This is a genomic window from Achromobacter sp. FW305-C-28 (assembly GCF_058783235.1).
The window spans coordinates 252,660-270,043 of the sequence record NZ_JBYSYL010000007.1; the positions used below are offsets into that span (position 1 = coordinate 252,660).

At 65.1% G+C, this 17,384-nt stretch carries 17 protein-coding genes; 2 read left to right on the top strand and 15 right to left on the bottom strand.

All coding sequences use genetic code 11. The features are described from left to right. Genes AC3WMR_RS18980 through ndk form a run of 3 tightly spaced genes read right to left on the bottom strand, consistent with a single transcriptional unit; the run spans nucleotide 1 to nucleotide 2,122 of the window. Nucleotides 1-504: a helix-turn-helix domain-containing protein gene (locus AC3WMR_RS18980; RefSeq protein WP_025135217.1), complete on the bottom strand. Its 504-nt coding sequence runs from the start codon at nucleotides 502-504 to the stop codon at nucleotides 1-3. After that, entirely contained in the window at nucleotides 501-1,655 is a 1,155-nt protein-coding gene (gene rlmN / locus AC3WMR_RS18985; protein WP_175192634.1) for a dual-specificity RNA methyltransferase RlmN, read from the bottom strand. The genes AC3WMR_RS18980 and rlmN overlap by 4 nt, the downstream gene beginning before the upstream one ends. Before the next feature lie 41 nt (nucleotides 1,656-1,696). Further along, the gene (gene ndk, locus AC3WMR_RS18990; protein ID WP_006393972.1) at nucleotides 1,697-2,122 is read right to left on the bottom strand and encodes a nucleoside-diphosphate kinase; all 426 of its coding nucleotides are present in this window, start codon (nucleotides 2,120-2,122) and stop codon (nucleotides 1,697-1,699) included. A 368-nt stretch (nucleotides 2,123-2,490) separates the two neighbouring features. Here ndk and AC3WMR_RS18995 point away from each other — a divergent pair, with 368 nt between their 5' ends. Beyond that, nucleotides 2,491-5,385: a valine--tRNA ligase gene (locus AC3WMR_RS18995; protein WP_492266361.1), complete on the top strand. Its 2,895-nt coding sequence runs from the start codon at nucleotides 2,491-2,493 to the stop codon at nucleotides 5,383-5,385. A gap of 105 nt (nucleotides 5,386-5,490) precedes the next feature. Here AC3WMR_RS18995 and AC3WMR_RS19000 read toward each other — a convergent pair whose 3' ends face one another. From AC3WMR_RS19000 to rpsP, 8 genes are all read right to left on the bottom strand, one after another. Then, nucleotides 5,491-6,780, bottom strand: a complete 1,290-nt coding sequence (locus tag AC3WMR_RS19000) for an NAD(P)/FAD-dependent oxidoreductase (RefSeq protein ID WP_492266360.1) — start codon at nucleotides 6,778-6,780, stop codon at nucleotides 5,491-5,493. 9 nt (nucleotides 6,781-6,789) lie between these two features. Continuing rightward, nucleotides 6,790-7,521 (bottom strand): amino acid ABC transporter ATP-binding protein, encoded by a 732-nt coding sequence (locus AC3WMR_RS19005; protein ID WP_175192637.1) that lies wholly within the window; start codon nucleotides 7,519-7,521, stop codon nucleotides 6,790-6,792. Then, nucleotides 7,518-8,171, bottom strand: a complete 654-nt coding sequence (locus AC3WMR_RS19010; RefSeq protein WP_025135212.1) for an amino acid ABC transporter permease — start codon at nucleotides 8,169-8,171, stop codon at nucleotides 7,518-7,520. Before AC3WMR_RS19010 ends, AC3WMR_RS19005 begins: the two co-directional genes overlap by 4 nt. A 115-nt stretch (nucleotides 8,172-8,286) precedes the next feature. Beyond that, entirely contained in the window at nucleotides 8,287-9,039 is a 753-nt protein-coding gene (locus AC3WMR_RS19015; protein WP_492266359.1) for an ABC transporter substrate-binding protein, read from the bottom strand. A gap of 90 nt (nucleotides 9,040-9,129) precedes the next feature. After that, on the bottom strand, nucleotides 9,130-9,804 hold the full coding sequence (locus AC3WMR_RS19020) for a helix-turn-helix domain-containing protein (RefSeq protein WP_492266358.1): 675 nt from the start codon (nucleotides 9,802-9,804) through the stop codon (nucleotides 9,130-9,132). A 181-nt stretch (nucleotides 9,805-9,985) separates the two neighbouring features. Next, nucleotides 9,986-10,801 carry a tRNA (guanosine(37)-N1)-methyltransferase TrmD gene (trmD, locus tag AC3WMR_RS19025; protein ID WP_492266357.1) on the bottom strand — a complete coding sequence of 272 codons (816 nt, stop codon included), beginning with the start codon at nucleotides 10,799-10,801 and terminating at the stop codon, nucleotides 9,986-9,988. Further along, nucleotides 10,801-11,418, bottom strand: coding sequence for a ribosome maturation factor RimM (rimM, locus tag AC3WMR_RS19030; protein ID WP_025135208.1), 618 nt, complete (start codon nucleotides 11,416-11,418; stop codon nucleotides 10,801-10,803). Before rimM ends, trmD begins: the two co-directional genes overlap by 1 nt. Before the next feature lie 68 nt (nucleotides 11,419-11,486). Next, nucleotides 11,487-11,747, bottom strand: coding sequence for a 30S ribosomal protein S16 (gene rpsP / locus AC3WMR_RS19035; protein WP_025135207.1), 261 nt, complete (start codon nucleotides 11,745-11,747; stop codon nucleotides 11,487-11,489). Nucleotides 11,748-12,026: 279 nt separating this feature from the next. Here rpsP and AC3WMR_RS19040 point away from each other — a divergent pair, with 279 nt between their 5' ends. Then, nucleotides 12,027-12,608, top strand: coding sequence for a hypothetical protein (locus tag AC3WMR_RS19040; protein ID WP_175192641.1), 582 nt, complete (start codon nucleotides 12,027-12,029; stop codon nucleotides 12,606-12,608). A 68-nt stretch (nucleotides 12,609-12,676) separates the two neighbouring features. On the opposite strand, the gene AC3WMR_RS19045 is transcribed toward AC3WMR_RS19040, so the two are convergent. From AC3WMR_RS19045 to AC3WMR_RS19060, 4 genes are all read right to left on the bottom strand, one after another. Then, nucleotides 12,677-12,946 carry a sulfurtransferase TusA family protein gene (locus AC3WMR_RS19045; protein WP_175192642.1) on the bottom strand — a complete coding sequence of 90 codons (270 nt, stop codon included), beginning with the start codon at nucleotides 12,944-12,946 and terminating at the stop codon, nucleotides 12,677-12,679. Then, the gene (gene alaS, locus AC3WMR_RS19050; protein WP_492266356.1) at nucleotides 12,933-15,557 is read right to left on the bottom strand and encodes an alanine--tRNA ligase; all 2,625 of its coding nucleotides are present in this window, start codon (nucleotides 15,555-15,557) and stop codon (nucleotides 12,933-12,935) included. The genes AC3WMR_RS19045 and alaS overlap by 14 nt, the downstream gene beginning before the upstream one ends. An 80-nt stretch (nucleotides 15,558-15,637) precedes the next feature. Further along, the gene (locus AC3WMR_RS19055) at nucleotides 15,638-16,666 is read right to left on the bottom strand and encodes a prepilin (RefSeq protein ID WP_492266355.1); all 1,029 of its coding nucleotides are present in this window, start codon (nucleotides 16,664-16,666) and stop codon (nucleotides 15,638-15,640) included. A 71-nt stretch (nucleotides 16,667-16,737) separates the two neighbouring features. Beyond that, nucleotides 16,738-17,355 (bottom strand): type 4 pilus major pilin, encoded by a 618-nt coding sequence (locus tag AC3WMR_RS19060; protein WP_492266354.1) that lies wholly within the window; start codon nucleotides 17,353-17,355, stop codon nucleotides 16,738-16,740. Nucleotides 17,356-17,384: the final 29 nt, after the last annotated feature.

Genomic DNA, 17,384 nt, shown 5'->3' on the forward strand with positions numbered 1-17,384 from the left:
TTACTTGGACAGCTTGGGAAGCCAGTCGAACGCGAGCCAGTGCTGCGGCAGCCAGCCCTGCCAGAAGGCATAGGCGACGCCGGCGGCAAGCACCAGCACGATGGCGATCAGCCAGCCCCAGGAGGTCGACGACGAACGGTCGTCGTCGGCGCTGGACTGGGGAATGGAATGCGCGGAATGCAGCGCGCCCGGGCTGAGCTTGACGGGGCCAGTGGCGCGCGCCTTGGGGTCCAGCGAATCCACGATGGCCTGGGCATCGGCGCCCAGCAGGCGGGCGTAGTTGCGGATCAGGCCGCGCAGCGAAACGCCGGTGGGCAGATCGGCCCACTGCTCGTTTTCAAGGGCCTCGATCTGCTTGGTGGAAAACTTGATGCGGCTGGACACTTCGTCGAGCGACCAACCCTTGGACTGGCGCAGCGTACGCAGCGCCGAACCCACATTGCCCGAGCCGCTTGCGGCGCCCGTGGACGTCTCTGAAACTGCAGAAGCGAAATCCTGCGTCATGCATGCACCTGTTTAATTGGTATGGTCTGGCGCTGCGCGGCGTTCCGTTCAGTGATTCGGGTACGGTCGCGCACTTCTCCCGCCAGTTGACCACAAGCGGCATCGATATCGTCACCCCGGGTCTTGCGTACGGTCGTGATGATGCCGGCGTCCATCAGACGCTGGGCAAACACCTTGACGCGTGCGGAAGACGAGCGCTTGAGGCCGGACGCGGGGAAGGGATTGAACGGGATCAGATTGAGCTTGCAGCGAATCTGGCGTGCAATGTGTATCAGTTCTTTGGCGTGCTGGTCGGTATCGTTGATGCCGTCCAGCATGCAGTATTCGAAAGTGATGAAGTCGCGCGGGGCGTACGCCAGATAGCGTTCGCACGCGGCCAGCAGCTCCTTCAGGGGGTATTTCTTGTTCAACGGCACGAGCTCGTCGCGCAGCGCGTCGTTGGGCGCGTGCAGCGATACGGCCAGTGCCACCGGACAGTCTTGCGAGAGGCGGTCCATCATGGGGACCACGCCCGAGGTGGACACCGTGACGCGACGGCGCGACAGGCCATAGGCGTTGTCGTCGAGCATCAGGCGCAGGGCCGGCAAGACCTGGTCGTAGTTGAGCAAGGGTTCGCCCATGCCCATCATGACCACGTTGCTGATGACGCGGGTGTCTTCGGTGGCGCGGGCGCCTTCCAGGCGTGCCGTGCCGATGTCGGCTTCGAGCACGCGCTTGGCCCACCACAGCTGGCCGATGATTTCGCTGGTCTTCAGGTTGCGGTTGAAGCCCTGGTGCCCGGTCGAGCAGAAGCGGCAATTGACCACGCAGCCGGCCTGGCTGGAAATGCACAGGGTACCGCGGTCGTCTTCAGGGATGAAGACGGTTTCGATGGCATTGCCCTGCCCCACGTCGAAGAGCCACTTGCGCGTGCCGTCGGTCGAGCGCTGCTCGATGTTGACGGGCAAGGCCTCGATGCGGCAATTCGATGCGAGCTGGCCGCGGAAGTCGCGAGCCAGGTCGGTCATGGCGTCGAACGAATCGGCGCCGCGCTGGTGCATCCAGCGCTGCAGCTGACGGGCGCGAAACGGCTTGCCGCCCCACTGCCCGACGAGTTCGGACAGGGCGGAGCCGTCCAGCCCCAGCAGATTGATTCGTTCGACGGATTCCATGACCTGGGTAAAGCTAGATATCTAAAACGGTTTCCGGGAAATCAACGGCTGTGGATGTTGATTTCGGGGAAGAAGAAAGCCACTTCGACGGCGGCCGTTTCCGGAGCGTCGGAGCCGTGCACGGCGTTGGCGTCGATGCTGTCGGCGAAGTCAGCGCGGATGGTGCCCGGGGCGGCCTTCTTGGGGTCCGTGGCGCCCATCAGGTCGCGGTTCTTCAGGATGGCGTCTTCGCCTTCCAGCACTTGCACGAACACGGGACCGGAGATCATGAAGTCGACCAGGTCCTTGAAGAAGGGGCGCTCTTTGTGCACGGCGTAGAAACGCTCGGCGTCGGCGCGCGACAGCTGGGCCAGGCGGGCGGCGATGACCTTCAGGCCGGCTTGCTCGAAGCGGCCGACGATCTGGCCGATGACGTTCTTGGCGACGGCGTCGGGCTTGATGATCGAGAGGGTACGTTGGATGGACATGAGAACTCCGAAAACTGATTGCTGACTGGTTTCTATGATTGCCTGGCGCGGCCTGCGCTTGTTGGTGTCACCCTTCAAGGCGCATCGCGCTGTGGGCGCGAGAAGCGGTTCGGAACAAATGCTTGCCCCGGACCGGCCCGGCCGCCTGTGACGATGACCCAGGCGGGGATTCGACACTGCCTACCCTTTGAGTCTCTGACTTCGAGCCCCCCAAATTTTTGGCGAAACTTCAATGAATTCAGGGACTTCTAAAAGGTTTACAGTAACCCGGTATTCTAACACGCCGATACGACCGCATTACATCTTAAAATGAGCGGTTTGCTTGCCCGTATCCATCGACCGGGCGCCCTGTCTGCCGGAACCCTGTAATGACCCAAGCCGCTCCCCCGAACGCCGCGAACACCGCGAACGACTCCCAGGAACTCTCCAAGAGCTTTGAACCCGCCGAACTCGAATCCCGCTGGTATGACGAGTGGGACAAGCGCGGGTATTTCGCTGCCGGTTCGCACGTAAAAACAGGGACGGAATCAAAGCCCTACGCCATCCAGTTCCCGCCGCCCAACGTGACGGGCACCCTGCACATGGGCCACGCGTTCAACCAGACCATCATGGATGGCCTGATCCGCTACCACCGCATGCTGGGCGACGACACCGTATTCATTCCGGGGACGGACCACGCCGGCATCGCCACGCAGATCGTGGTTGAAAGACAGCTGGACGCCCAGAAGGTTTCGCGCCACGACCTGGGCCGCGAGAAATTCGTGGAAAAAGTCTGGGAATGGAAGGAAAAATCGGGCAGCACGATCACCGACCAGGTGCGCCGCCTGGGCGCATCGGCCGATTGGCCGCGCGAATACTTCACCATGGACGACCGCATGTCGCGCGGCGTGGTGGAAACGTTCGTCCGCCTGCATAAACAGGGACTGATCTACCGCGGCAAGCGCCTGGTCAACTGGGACCCCAAGCTGCTGACCGCCGTGTCCGACCTGGAAGTGCTGTCGGAAGAAACCGACGGCCACATGTGGCACATCCTCTACCCCTTCGTCGACGGTCCGCAGACCATCGTCGACAAGGACGGCCAGACGGTGACGCTGCGCGGCATGACCATCGCCACCACCCGCCCCGAGACCATGCTGGCCGACGGCGCGCTGTGCGTGCACCCCGAAGACCCGCGTTACAAGCACCTGGTAGGCAAGCAGGTCGAACTGCCGCTGTGCGACCGCAACATCCCCATCATTGCGGACGATTTCGTCGACCCTGAATTCGGCACGGGCTGCGTGAAGATCACCGGCGCGCACGACTTCAACGACTACGCCTGCGCGATGCGCCACGACCTGCCGTTGATCGTCATCTTCACGCTGGATGCGCACATCAACGAAAACGGCCCCAAGCAGTTCCAGGGCATGGAACGCTACGAGGCCCGCAAGGCCGTCGTGGCCCAGCTGGAAGCCGACGGCTACCTGGTCAAGGTCGAGCCGCACAAGATGATGCAGCCCAAGGGCGACCGCACCGGCGTCGTGCTCGAACCCATGCTGACCGACCAGTGGTTCGTGGCCATGAGCAAGCCTGCCCCCGAAGGTACGCTGAACCCGGGCAAGAGCATCACCGAAGTGGCGCTGGAAGTCGTGGCCGACGGCCGCATCCAGTTCTATCCGGACAACTGGACCACCATCTACAACCAGTGGCTGAACAACATCCAGGACTGGTGCATCTCGCGCCAGTTGTGGTGGGGCCACCAGATTCCCGCCTGGTACTCGGAAGACGGCCAGGTGTTCGTGGCGCACGACCAGGCCGAAGCCGAAGCGCAGGCGCGCGCCGCCGGCGTGACGGGCGCGCTCACGCGCGACCCGGACGTGCTGGACACCTGGTTCTCGTCGGGCCTGGTGCCCTTCACCACCCTGGGCTGGCCCGACAAGACGGCCGACCTGGGACGCTACCTGCCGTCCAGCGTGCTGGTCACGGGCTTTGACATCATCTTCTTCTGGGTGGCGCGCATGGTCATGCTGACCACGCACCTGACCGGCCAGATTCCGTTCAAGCACGTCTACATGCACGGCCTGATCCGCGACGCAGACGGCCAGAAGATGAGCAAGTCCAAGGGCAACACGCTCGACCCGATCGACCTGATCGACGGCATCGACCTGGACGGCCTGGTGGCCAAGCGTACCTACGGCCTGATGAACCCCAAGCAGGCGGGCAGCATCGAAAAGGCCACGCGCCGCCAATACCCGGACGGCATCCCCGCCTTTGGCACCGATGCGCTGCGCTTCACCATGGCCGCCTACGCGACCCTGGGCCGCAACATCAACTTCGACCTGAAGCGCTGCGAGGGCTACCGGAACTTCTGCAACAAGCTCTGGAACGCCACCCGCTTCGTGCTGATGAACACCGAAGGCCACGACCTGACCGGCCCGGAAACCGGTGAACTGTCGTTCGTGGACCGCTGGATCGTCAGCCAGCTGCAGGCCCTGGAAGCCGACGTAGCGCGCGGCTTTGCCGACTACCGCTTCGACAACATCGCCAACGCGCTGTACCGCTACATCTGGGACGAATACTGCGACTGGTACCTGGAACTGGCCAAGGTCCAGATCCAGACCGGCACGCCGGCCCAGCAACTGGGCACGCGCCGCACGCTGATCCGCGTGCTGGAAGGCGTGCTGCGCCTGGCCCACCCCATCATTCCGTTCATCACGGAAGAACTGTGGCAGAAGGTCTCGGTCGTGGCCGGCAAGCGCAAGGAAGGCGTCGCCGACAGCGTCAGCGTCCAGCCCTACCCGCAAGCCAACCCGGCCGCCGTGGACACCGCCGCCGAAGCCGATGTGGCCGAACTGAAGGCCCAGGTCGAAGCCGTGCGCGCGCTGCGCGGCGAAATGAACCTGTCGCCCGCCCAGAAGGTGCCGCTGTGCGCCCAGGGCGATGCGCCCACGCTGACGCGCAACGCGCCCTACCTGGCCGCGCTGGCCAAGCTGAGCCAGGTCGACGTGCTGGATGCCCTGCCCGATGCCGGCGCGCCGGTGCAGGTGGTGGGCGCCAGCCGCCTGATGCTGCACGTCGAGATCGACGTGGCGGCCGAACGCATCCGCCTGGACAAGGAAATCGCGCGCCTGGAAGGCGAGATCGCCAAGGCCAACGCCAAGCTGTCCAACGCCAGCTTCGTCGAACGCGCCCCGGCAGCCGTGGTCGAGCAGGAAAAGGCCCGCGTCGCGCAGTTCGGCGAAACGCTGCAAAAGGTGCGCGAACAGCGCGGCAAACTGGGCAACTGAGGCCTGGCGGGCGCCACGCCTGATGCACACCGAAGCCCCGGACCCGTTCCGGGGCTTTTTTTCGCCCGCCAATCCGGCCGCTGAATCCGCCTTCCGATCGCCGCCCTAGACGCCACCGTCGGTCATTCGATACCAGGTCACCACGGCATTCACGTACAGCCGGCGCAGGCCGTAAAGCGGAAACGGCGTCACCGGCGACAGCGGCACCGGCAGCGCCTTCGCATCGCCGCTGACCAGGTATTGCGCCATGGCGCGGCCCATGCTGGTCTGCAGACCCACACCGCGCCCCTGGCAGCCGATGTCCACCAACAAGCCGGGTTCGGGCTCGTGCAGGTGCGGCAGGTAGTCCCGGGTGATGGCGACGCGGCCGCACCAGCGGTATTCGAACGGCGTGCCCGCCACCTGCGGGAACATCTTCACCATCACCCGTTCCAGGTGCGCCCAGTCCTCGGGCCCCTTGGGTTCGCGGAAAGGCCCGCGCCCGCCCATCAGCAGCCGCCCTTGGTGATCCAGCCGGAAGTACAGCAGCAGATTGCGGGTATCCGACGTGACATGGCCTTCGGGGAAGATGCCCGCGCGCAGGCGTTCGGGCAGCGGCGTGGTGGCCACCTGGAAGGTATTGGCATCAATGATCGAGGGCTTCAGGCCCGGCAGCAGGTCGGCGCCATAGGCGTTGGTGCACATCACCACGCGGTCGGCGATGACGGTCGCGCCACCCGCCGTGGTGGCGGTCCATTTGCCGCCCTCGCGGCGCAGGCCGGCGACAGGTGTATCGGTGTGGATCACAACGCCGGCATTCAAGGCTGCCCGGGCCAGGCCGCGCGCGTAGCTCAGCGGCTGGATGGCGCCTGCGCGCCGGTCGACCCAGCCGCCCAGGTACCGGTCGGTGCCGATCAGGCGCGAGACTTCGGCCTTGTCCAGCGGCTGCGCATCGGCGCCGTGGCGGGCCCACTGCGCCGCGCGGGCATGTGCCAGTTCCAGCGCCGCGGGGTTGTGCGCGCCCTGGATCCAACCCTGGCGCACATGCGGCACGTCCATTGCATGGCGCTCGATCAGGTTGAAGACCGAATCCGCGGTGGCGCCGGCAAAGCGCACCAGGCGTTCGCCGGCCTCGGCGCCAAACATGGCGACCAGCGCATCCGGATCGTACTTAAGCCCCGGGATGACCTGGCCGCCGTTGCGACCCGAACCGCCGAAACCGATTTCGCGCGCTTCCAGCAAGACCGTACGAACGCCCTGCTCGGCCAGGTGCAGCGCGGTGCTCAAGCCGGCATACCCGCCCCCGACGACCAGCACGTCGGCCTGGGTGGATTGCGTCAGCGGCTGGGTGTCGGGCGGCGGCGCGGCCGTGGCGGCCCACAGCGACGGGGACAGGGGAAACGGCGTCTGCGACATGGCGGTTCCTTACATGGGATGCAGCACGCGTCGCAGGAAGTCCTGCGTGCGAGGGTGCTGCGGATGATTCAGCACTTCACGGGCGGCGCCCTGCTCCACGATCACGCCGCCATCAAAGAACATGACGCGGTCTGCAACTTCGCGGGCGAAACTCATCTCGTGCGTCACGACCACCATCGTCATGCCCGCCTCGGCCAGCTTGCGCATCACGCCCAGCACATCGCCCACCAGTTCCGGGTCCAGCGCCGAGGTCGGTTCGTCGAACAGGATGGCCTTGGGCCGCATGGCCAGCGCCCGCGCGATCGCCACGCGCTGCTGCTGGCCGCCGGAGAGCTGCGGCGGATGGGCATCGGCCTTGTCGGCCAGCCCGACGCTGGCCAGCAGCTCGCGCCCCCATTCCAGCGCCTGCGCGCGCGGTTCGTTCTTCACGTAGATCGGCCCTTCCACCACGTTTTCCAGCGCGGTGCGATGGGGAAACAAATTGAAGCGCTGGAACACCATCGCCACCTGCGTGCGAATCGACACGATGGACGCGGCGTCGCAGTCCACCCGCTCGCCATCCACCGTGATGCTGCCCGCGTTGTAGCGCTCCAGGCCGTTGATGCAGCGCAGGATGGTGGACTTGCCCGAGCCAGATGGCCCGATGACGCACACGACCTCGCCCTTGGTGACTTCGGCGTCGATACCCTTGAGCACTTCCAGCGAACCGAAGCTCTTGCGCACTCCCTTGAGTTCGATCATTTGGCGGCGCTCCTTTTTTCCAGGTGCCGCACCAGCAGGATCAACGGCACGCACATCACCAGGTACATCAACGCCACCAGCGAAAACACGGTGGCGTTCTTGAAGGTGGATACGGCGATCAGCTTGCCCTGCAGGGCAAGTTCGGCGACCGTGATGGTGGACGCCTGCGACGAGTCCTTGAGCATCATGATCATGATGTTGCCGTAAGGCGGCAGCACGATCTTGACGGCCTGCGGCAGCACCACGCGGCGCATGGTCAGGCTCCAGCTCATGCCCATGGCCATGGCGGCTTCGATCTGCCCGCGGTCGATGGCTTCGATGCCGGCGCGAAAGTTCTCGGCCTGGTAGGCCGAATACGCCACGCCCAAACCGATGATGGCAGCCTGCACGGCCGTCAGCGACACCCCCATGTCCGGCATGACAAAGTAGATGTAGAACAGCAGCACGATGATCGGGATGCCGCGCAGCAGGTTGATCACGCCCGCGCTGAACTTGGCCAGGTACTTGTTGCCCGAGACGCGCATCAGCGCCCACACCAGCCCCAACACCGTGGACAAGGCCAGCGAGCCCAGGGTCACCAAAATGGTGAGCTTGGCGCCTTGCAGCAATATCGGCAGGTATTCCGCCGCGTCCTTGAAGAATTCGGTCATGCCTCATCACCCCAACAAGACTGCGCTTGCAGGCGCCAGCCGTGGCCGGCCCGCCCGCGCGCACGCTGCACGCAGGTCGGGCGCATGCCCAGGCGGCCCCGCCCTCAACCCGGCGTCAGGCGCCCAGGCCCCACTTTTTCAGGATGCGGTCGATGGAGCCGTCCGCCTTCAGCTTGGTCAGCGCCTTGTTGATGCGGTCCAGCAAGGCCGTGTCGTCCTTGCGCGTGGCCAGCCCCAGGCTGCCCATGACGGTGGGCTGGTAGGACTGCGCCATTTTCAGGTTGGGATAGTTGCCCTGGGTCAGGATGTAGGCGGCGATGGGGAAGTCCATGAAGCCGCCCTGGATGCGGCCGGCATTGGCATCTCGCATCATGTCCGGCGGATTGTCGTAAAGCTTCACTTCCTTGAAGACGCCGCTTTTCTGGATGGGTTCGACAAAGGCGGTGCCCACCTGCACGCCCACCGTCATGCCCTGCATGTCGGCGAAGGACTTGTATTCCTTGTTGTCGGTCTTGAGCACCATCAACCCTTCGCCGTAGCGATACACGGGTTCGGAAAAGCTCACCACCTGTTGGCGCTGCGGCGTGATGAACATGGCCGCCGAGACGATGTCGATGCGCTTGGACGTAAGCGAGCCGATCAGCGCGGAAAACGCCATGGGTTCGATCTGCACCTCGAACCCGGCCTCTTTGCCGACTGCCTTCACGATGTCGACCATCACGCCTTCGATGCTGTTGGTTTTGGTATCGAGAAACGTGAACGGGCTGCCGGTGGGCGTGGACCCCACCTTCACCACCGTTTGGGCCTGCGCGCCCGCGGCCATGGACAATGCTGCAAATACAGAGACAACCAGAGTCTTGAATTTCATGACATTTCCTCATCGTGGCAAAGAGTTCCAGGCGCTGCCCGGAAGGCGGATGATCCCCAGTGTCATCGCGCCGCTTTACTGCCCGCGCGCTCAGGGCGCCCGTTGCGTCTCGTCCCTCGCGGCTTGAGTGATATTGGAAATGGCCCAGATGACCTCGGTCGCCTGCGACCCGGGATTGCGCCAGCGGCGCGGCGTGCTGCTGGCGTAGCAAAAGCTGTCGCCCTCGTTGAGCAGGACGACGCGGTCGCCCACCCAGAGTTCGAGTGAACCCTTTAGCACCACGCCGATCTGCTCGCCCTGCCCCGTGACGAACAGCTCGTTGCCGGTCGAACCGCCCGGCTCGATGGTGCAGCGGCACAGGTCCATGCTGCGGCAGGCCGGCGGCGTATACATCTCTTTGACGATGCCCTTCTCGCGCAGGTCGATGTAGCGGTGCGTGCCGGCCCGGGCGACCCGGCCGCCGTCTTCGCCTTCGGTGTGCTCGGCATTGCGCAGCAAGGCATTGACCGATACCCCGAACTCGCGCGCCAGTTGATGCAGCGTCTTGACCGAGGCGGAACTCAAACCCCGCTCGATCTGGCTGAGCAGGCCCAGCGACATCCCGCAAGCCTGGGCTACATCAGCCAGCGAACGACCCTGCCCCTTGCGCAATTGACGCAGTTGCTGGCCCAACCAGAGATCCACCGCGGACTCGGGACGCCCCGCCAACGCGGCCGGCTTGGGCAGCGGCGAATCGATGCGCAACGAGGAAGAGGATCGGCTCATGTGAAAATTTCATTTTTATATAATTTTCAATACTAAGGAGCGCGGGAAAGCGCCACAACCTAGGAACATCCCTAGCGGTGGGGCAATGCGGATTAGAAGGTCAGACACCAGGGCGCCCTGCCGCGCGGCCCTCTCGAGCCATGGCAGGACTGCGCGTGCGCCAGCGGCGCACCGCAACGAATCACGCCGTCCTGGGCTTGGAGAAACGGCGCTTTTTCTTCGGCTCGGGCAAGGGTTCGCCGGCCAGCTCGGCCAGATAACGCTCGTCGGCCAGGGTCAGCCAGCCTTGCGCGCGGGCCGACTCGATGAGTTCAGGCCGGCGGGTGACTGTCAGCGCCAGGGAACGCTCGCGGCGCCAGCGCGCGATATTCGCGTGGTGGCCGCTGAGCAGCGGCGCGGGCACGGACGCGCCCTCGTACACCTCGGGCCGCGTGTAATGCGGGCTGTCCAGCAAGCCGGACAAGGTGTCGTTGAAGGAATCCTGCAGGGCAGAATCGCCGTCGTTCAGGACGCCGGGCAACAAGCGCACGGCGGCGTCGATGACGGCAAGCGCCGCGATTTCGCCGCCGGACAAGACGAAGTCGCCCAACGAGATTTCATGCGTGACGCAGCGCTCGATGAAGCGCTGGTCGACGCCTTCGTAGCGGCCACAGATGAGGATCAGGCCATCGCTGGCGGCCAGGGCCTCGGCGCCTGCCTGATCGTAGCGCTTGCCCACCGGCGCCAGCAGCGCAACGGGGGCCGGCGCCAGGCCTTGTGCCGCGCGTGCGGCTTGGGCAGCGCCGACGGCGGCCTCGAGCGGGGCCGCCATCATCACCATGCCGGGGCCGCCGCCATAAGGGCGGTCGTCCACGGTACGGTGTATATCGTGCGTGAAATCGCGCGGATTCCAGGCATGCAGGGACCACCGGCCCTGGGCATGCGCCCGGCCGGTGACACCCAGGTCGCGCACCACCCCGAACATTTCGGGAAAGAGCGTAACGACGTCAATGCGCATCAGAGATCCGCGGGCCAGTCGCTATCGATGCGGCGAGCAGCCAGGTCGACGGCGTGTATGTGCGCGCGTACGAACGGAACGAGCATTTCGGCGGGCTTTCCCTTGGCATTCAGAAGGGTTTCGGGGCCATCAGCCCCCACCTTCTGGCACAAGACCTTCAAGACGGCATGAGCGCCGTTATCAAGGACTTCGTCCACCACGCCGATGAGCGCGGATTCGCCGCTTGCCGTGGTATACAGCGAGCAGCCAATGAGATCGACCCAGTAGTATTCGTCTTCTTTGGGCGCGGGGAAGGAACCGCGCGGCGCCTGCACGGAAAAACCGCGCAGGGCTTCTGCCTGGTCGCGATCGGCGATGCCGCTCAACTGCGCCACCACGGTGGCGCCCTGCGAACGGACTTGCACGATCTTGTATGCGACAGGCGCAGACGCGACAGCGCCCCGCGCCAATTCAGGCACAGGGCGAGTCAACCACCATTGAGAAGCTGAGAGCAGCACTTCGGCGTTGGCCGAATGCGGCTGCACCTTGACCCAGCCTTTCACACCGTAGGCCGCAGTGATGCGACCCAGCTCGATCAAGTCCGCAGGCGCCGCGTTGGAAGTTGCGGCATCAGACATGTATCGGGCAGTCGGTTTTATCTAGCGTAGTAAAAACTAGCAGGGTTCAGGCTAAACGACGCGGGCAATTAAGCCGCGGCGGAAACCTTGGCCGAGTAGTCTTTGACCAGACGCTCGACAGCCGGCGACAGCTGGGCGCCGTTGCTGGTCCAGTGCTGCACGCGATCCAGCGCAATGCGCAGGTTTTCCGTACCTTCGTTGGCAACGGGGTTGTAAAAACCCACGCGCTCGATGAAACGGCCGTCGCGACGGTTACGCGAATCGGTGGCCACCAGGTTGTAGAACGGACGCTTCTTGGACCCACCGCGGGCCAGGCGAATCACCACCATAGGTAATCCCTTGAATTAGTTGTGAAAAACGGGAAATTCTAGCACTTAAACAAGCCGACTGGCAAATGCAGGTGCTGAAAAATCGGGAGTCGCGCGGGATTTGTGTTCTAAAACACCACATGCGGGTATTCTAGAAATCCCTAAATACGGGCCGGAGCCCGCCGCAGACAGAGTGTAGCCCGTTGGGCGCCCCTGTGCTGCCTGTCAGCGCGTTTGAAGAATATACCTGATTGTAGAAATCGGCGTTTCCCTCAAACTTCCTCTTCCGGAGGGTGCAACATGAAGAACCGTAAAGCTGTCTTCACCCCTGTCGCACGACTGGCTTTGACAGGTTTGCTGGCGGGCATGCTGGCGATGCCGCTGACGGCGTCGGCCCGGGTGCTCGGCGCGGCGCTGACCACCACCACGGGCAAGGTGACGGCGGTAGACCCCGCTACCCGGACCATCACACTGCAAGGCAACAACGGCAACGTCGTTGACGTACAGGCCGGCCCGGACGTGCGCAACTTCAAGCAGATCAAGCCTGGCGACACGTTGACACTGGACTACTACGAATCGGTGGCCGTGGACGTGCGGCCGGCCGGCACGGGCGCCCCCGAAGTCGTCACCGAAACCGCCGCCACCCGTAGCGCCAAGGGTGCCAAGCCCGGTGGCGCCGCCGGCCGCCAGACCCGTATCACGGCCGAGATCTGGCACATCAACAAAAGCGCCAACCTGGTCACCCTGAAGGGGCCGCAAGGTGCCCTGCGCACGATCCAGGTGCAGGACCCCGCCATGCAGGCCCGGCTGGCACAGCTGAAAGAAGGCGATCTGGTGGACTTCACCATCACCCAGGCAGTCGCCGCAGCCATTCACAAATAGGCGCGTCGCCGGAAAACAAAAAGGCCAGCCCGACAAAGGCTGGCCTTTTTCATGGGAACGGATAGCGGCTAGCGTCGGCGCAGGTAGTGCACACCCCGGCCGTCGGCTTCATGCTGGGCAACCAGCGCATTGCCGGTCTGGCGGCAAAAGGCCTGGAAGTCGCGGATGGCATTGCGGTCGGTGGTGATGACGCGCAACACCTGCCCGCTTTCCATCTGCGCCAAGGCTTTTTTGGCGCGCAGGATGGGCAGCGGGCAGGTCAGCCCGCTGGCATCCACGTCCTGGTCGAAGGACGGCGCTTGCGCGCCGGACTCGGCAACCATGTCAGAGGCGCTCATCGACCCACTTCTGCACGCTGGCGATCGCGGCCGGCAAGGCTGCGATGTCGGTGCCGCCGCCCATGGCCATGTCGGGGCGGCCGCCGCCCTTGCCGCCCACCTGGCTGGCGACAAAGCCGACCAGGTCGCCGGCCTTGATGCGGTCGGTCAGGTCGGCGGTCACGCCGCCCACCACGCTGATCTTGCCATCGGCCGAGCCGGTGGCCAGCAGCACGACTGCGGGCTTGAGGCGGTCTTTCAGGTTGTCGACCATGCCGCGCAGGGCCTTGGGATCGACATCGCCGATGCCTGCGGCCAGGACCTTGATGCCCTTGACCTCGACCGCGGCGCTGCTGGCCAGGTCGTTGCCGGCGCTGGCAGCCAGCTTGTTGCGCGATTGTTCGAGGTCTTTTTCGAGCTGCTTGACCTGGTCCTGCACCTGGGCGATGCGGGCCGGCAGGTCGGCGGGCGTGCTGCGCAGCATGCCGGCCAGCTGGGTCAGCAAGGCGTTCTGGTTCTGCACCCAGGCCAGGGCGTTGTCGCCCGTGATGGCCTCGATACGGCGCACGCCGGCGGCCACGCCGCCTTCGGACACGATCTTGAACAGGCCGATGTCGCCGGTGCGGCTGACATGAGTGCCGCCGCACAGTTCGCGCGAGAAGCCGATATCAAGCACGCGCACCGTGTCGCCGTATTTTTCGCCGAACAGCGCCATGGCGCCGCCCTTGACCGCGTCGTCGTAGGCCATGACCTGGGCCACGGTGGGCTGGTTGGCGAGGACTTCGGCGTTGACGATGGCTTCGACGCGCGCGATCTGCTCGGCGGTCAGGGGCGCATCTTGTGCGAAGTCGAAACGGGTCTTGTCGGGATCGACCAGCGAGCCGCGCTGCTGCACGTGGGCGCCCAGCACCTGGCGCAAGGCCTTGTGCATCAAATGGGTGGCCGAGTGGTTGCGCACGGTGCGGGCGCGGCGCACCGCGTCCACACGCGCCAGCAGCGTATCGCCCACCGACAGCGTGCCCGCTTCGAGGGTGCCGTGATGGCCGAATACGCCGGATTGAATCTTCAGGGTGTCAGCCACCGCGAAGCGCACGCCTGCAGCTTCGAGCAGGCCGGTATCGCCCACCTGGCCGCCGGACTCGGCGTAGAACGGGGTAGCGTCCAGCACTACCACGGCGCTTTGGCCGGCCTGGACTTGCTTGACCTGGGTGCCGTCGACATACAAGGCGGTGACCTTGACGTTGTCGAGTTCGAGCTTTTCGTAGCCTTCGAAGCGCGTTTCGGCGCCTTCGTAGCTGAGACCTTCGGCCATCTTGAACTTGCCGGCGGCGCGGGCTTGGTCGCGCTGGCGTTCCATGGCGACTTCGAAGCCGGCCATGTCGACGTCGACTTCGCGTTCGCGGCAGATGTCGGCGGTGAGGTCCACCGGGAAACCGTAGGTGTCGTACAGCGTGAACAGCGTGGTGCCGTCCAGCTGGCCGCCCTTGGGCACGCTGGCCAGGGCGCTATCCAGGATGCGCATGCCGTGTTCGAGGGTTTCGCCGAAGCGCTCTTCTTCCTGCTTGAGCACCTGCGCCACGCGCTCGGCCGTGTTGGCCAGCTCGGGGTAGGCTTCGCCCATTTCGGCGACCAGGTCGGGCACCAGGCGGTAGAAGAACGGCTTGGTCTGGCCCAGCTTGTAGCCGTGGCGCAGTGCGCGACGCACGATGCGACGCAGCACGTAGCCGCGGCCTTCGTTGCTGGGAATCACGCCGTCGACGATCAGGAACGAGCAGGCGCGGATGTGGTCGGCAATGACCTTGAGCGAGTTGTTTTCCAGGTCCTTGACGCCCGTTTCGCGGGCAGCGGCGGCGATCAGGTGCTGGAACAGGTCGATTTCGTAGTTGGAATGCACGCCTTGCAGCACGGCGGCAATGCGTTCCAGGCCCATGCCGGTATCGACACAGGGGCGCGGCAGGCGCGGCATGTTGCCGGCGGCATCGCGCTCGAACTGCATGAACACCAGGTTCCAGATTTCGATGTAGCGGTCGCCGTCTTCTTCGGGCGATCCCGGGGGGCCGCCCCAGATGTCGGGACCGTGGTCGAAGAAGATTTCCGAGCAGGGGCCGCAGGGGCCGGTGTCGGCCATCTGCCAGAAATTGTCCGAGGCGTAGCGCGCGCCCTTGTTGTCGCCGATGCGGATGATGCGCTCGGCCGGCACGCCGACTTCCTTGGCCCAGATGTCGTAGGCTTCGTCGTCTTCCTGGTAGACGGTGACCCAAAGCTTTTCAGCGGGCAGCTTGTAGACCTGGGTGAGCAGCTCCCAGGCGTACTGGATGGCGTCGCGCTTGAAGTAGTCGCCAAAGCTGAAATTGCCCAGCATTTCGAAGAACGTATGGTGACGGGCGGTGTAGCCCACGTTCTCCAGGTCGTTGTGCTTGCCGCCAGCGCGCACGCTGCGCTGCGACGACGTGGCGCGCGTGTACGACCGCGATTCCTTGCCCGTGAACACGTCCTTGAACTGGACCATGCCCGAATTGGTGAAGAGCAGGGTCGGATCGTTGCCCGGCACGAGCGACGACGAAGGAACGATGGTGTGTCCCTTGGACTTGAAGAATTGCAGGAACTGCTGGCGAATCTCGGAGGATTTCATCTTGGATGAAGCAGGATTTAGGCGAATCTTTGATTATAGAGGGTAGTCGGTGGCTTGCGCTGCCGGGGCCTGCCCGCCCCTCAGCGCATGCAGATATACCCCGTCGTCCAGCCCACTTCGGCATCCCAGACTCCGCCTGCCGACACCATCACCGCCGAGTAGCCGGCCGGGCAGTTGCAGGTGCCGGTGCGCGGATTGGCCGTGGATTCGCCCGACGCCTGGAAGCAGCCACGCGGGTGATTGATGCTGAATGCGCCGCCGAACCCGCCGCCGCTGGCCTCTTGCCATAGGCCGGATTGGCAACTGAGCAATTCGCCCGACGCCGCGCGAGCGATACCCGCGGGCGCCATGCGGCAGTCCTGGCCCGCGCCGGCCAGCCCTTGCAGTTCCAGGTATTCCCCGCCCTTGAGCCGGCCGGCGACGGTCAGGCCGCCTTGCAGGTCGGGATCACGGGCGTCGCGCAGCTTGACGAACTTGTCCGCCTCGGAGCGCTCCAGGCCGGCCCAGGACACGACCGTGCCCGCCGGATAGGCTGCCCCGCCCGGTGCAACGGGATTGCCGAAGCTGAAGGCGGCGCCCCGCAACGCGGTGGGCGCCGTCGGCCACACCGCGCCGCCGTACCCGCCTGCAGCCTCGATCACGACCGCGATGGCCGCCACATCGGAATATTGCGTCCCTGATTTCAAGAGCGGCTGGTCGCTGTAGATCAGCGCGTCCAGGCGGCAGGGCTGCGCCGGGCACGAAGCCGTGCGCACGATCTGGATACGCGCGCCGAAGCCCAGGGCAGACTGCAACGGAAAGCCGGCGGGCAACGCGCCGGCCCGGCGCAATTCATCCAGCGAAGGCGCCAGGGAATCGGCAAATAGCGGCGAACCGTCCGCGGCAGCCGGTCCCCGGCCGTCGGCCCAGGAGTCGAAATGCCGCAGCAGCACCTGCTCCATGGCGCCCCGGACCTGCGCGAGCCAGATGCCGGTCGCGCGCGCCGCGGAATCTTCGATGCGATGCGCCACCTGGCTGGAGGCCCAGATCGCTATCATGGCCGTCAGCGCCAGCGCCAGGGCCAGTTCGAGCAGGGAAAAACCGCCCTGCCCGACTCTGGTCCGCCGCAAGGCGGCAGCTGGGCGCCCGCCAGTTCCCCTGGGGTGACCCACGAACCTCGTACCGGCGCTCATACGGGCACTCATTTGGCGGTGAACACGAACGTATTGGTGTCGCCCTGGCTGCAACGGGTCTGGGCCAATGCCGCCCGATACGGCACGGCAGGCACGGCCAGGGCATTCTTGACCACCCCGGAACCGTTGTCGCCTTCGATCGAGATGACCTCGGACACGCGTTGCAGCACGGACGCCAGCGCCGGGCAGGCGGCATTGCTGACGTTGTTCAAGGTGACGGTGAACGCCGCCCCCACGCCCGCACCGGCCAGAGACGTGGCGGCCACCTGCACCACGCCGCTGCTGCCCGTGCCGCTGCCGCCCAAGCCATGTGCGATGCGCGCCGACGGGCCGCTGCCCTGCACCGACAGCACGCTGGAGTCGCGCAGCATGTTGGCCATGGCCCCGGTATCCAGGCCGGCATAGGGCGTGACGCCGCCGCCCTGCGCGTTGACCCGCATGCTGACAATGAAGCGCTGCAGCTCCTCGGCCACCTTGGGCACCTTGTTTTCAATGACATAACTGCCGATGGCGGGAATGCCGACGATGGCGATCAATAAGACGATCGCCGTCACGATGGACACCTCCACCAACGAAAAACCCCGCTCGCGCCTGCCGCCCGCGATGCCTGCCCTGAACCGTTCCATTCGCCTCTCCATGGTGAAAAACCAACCGC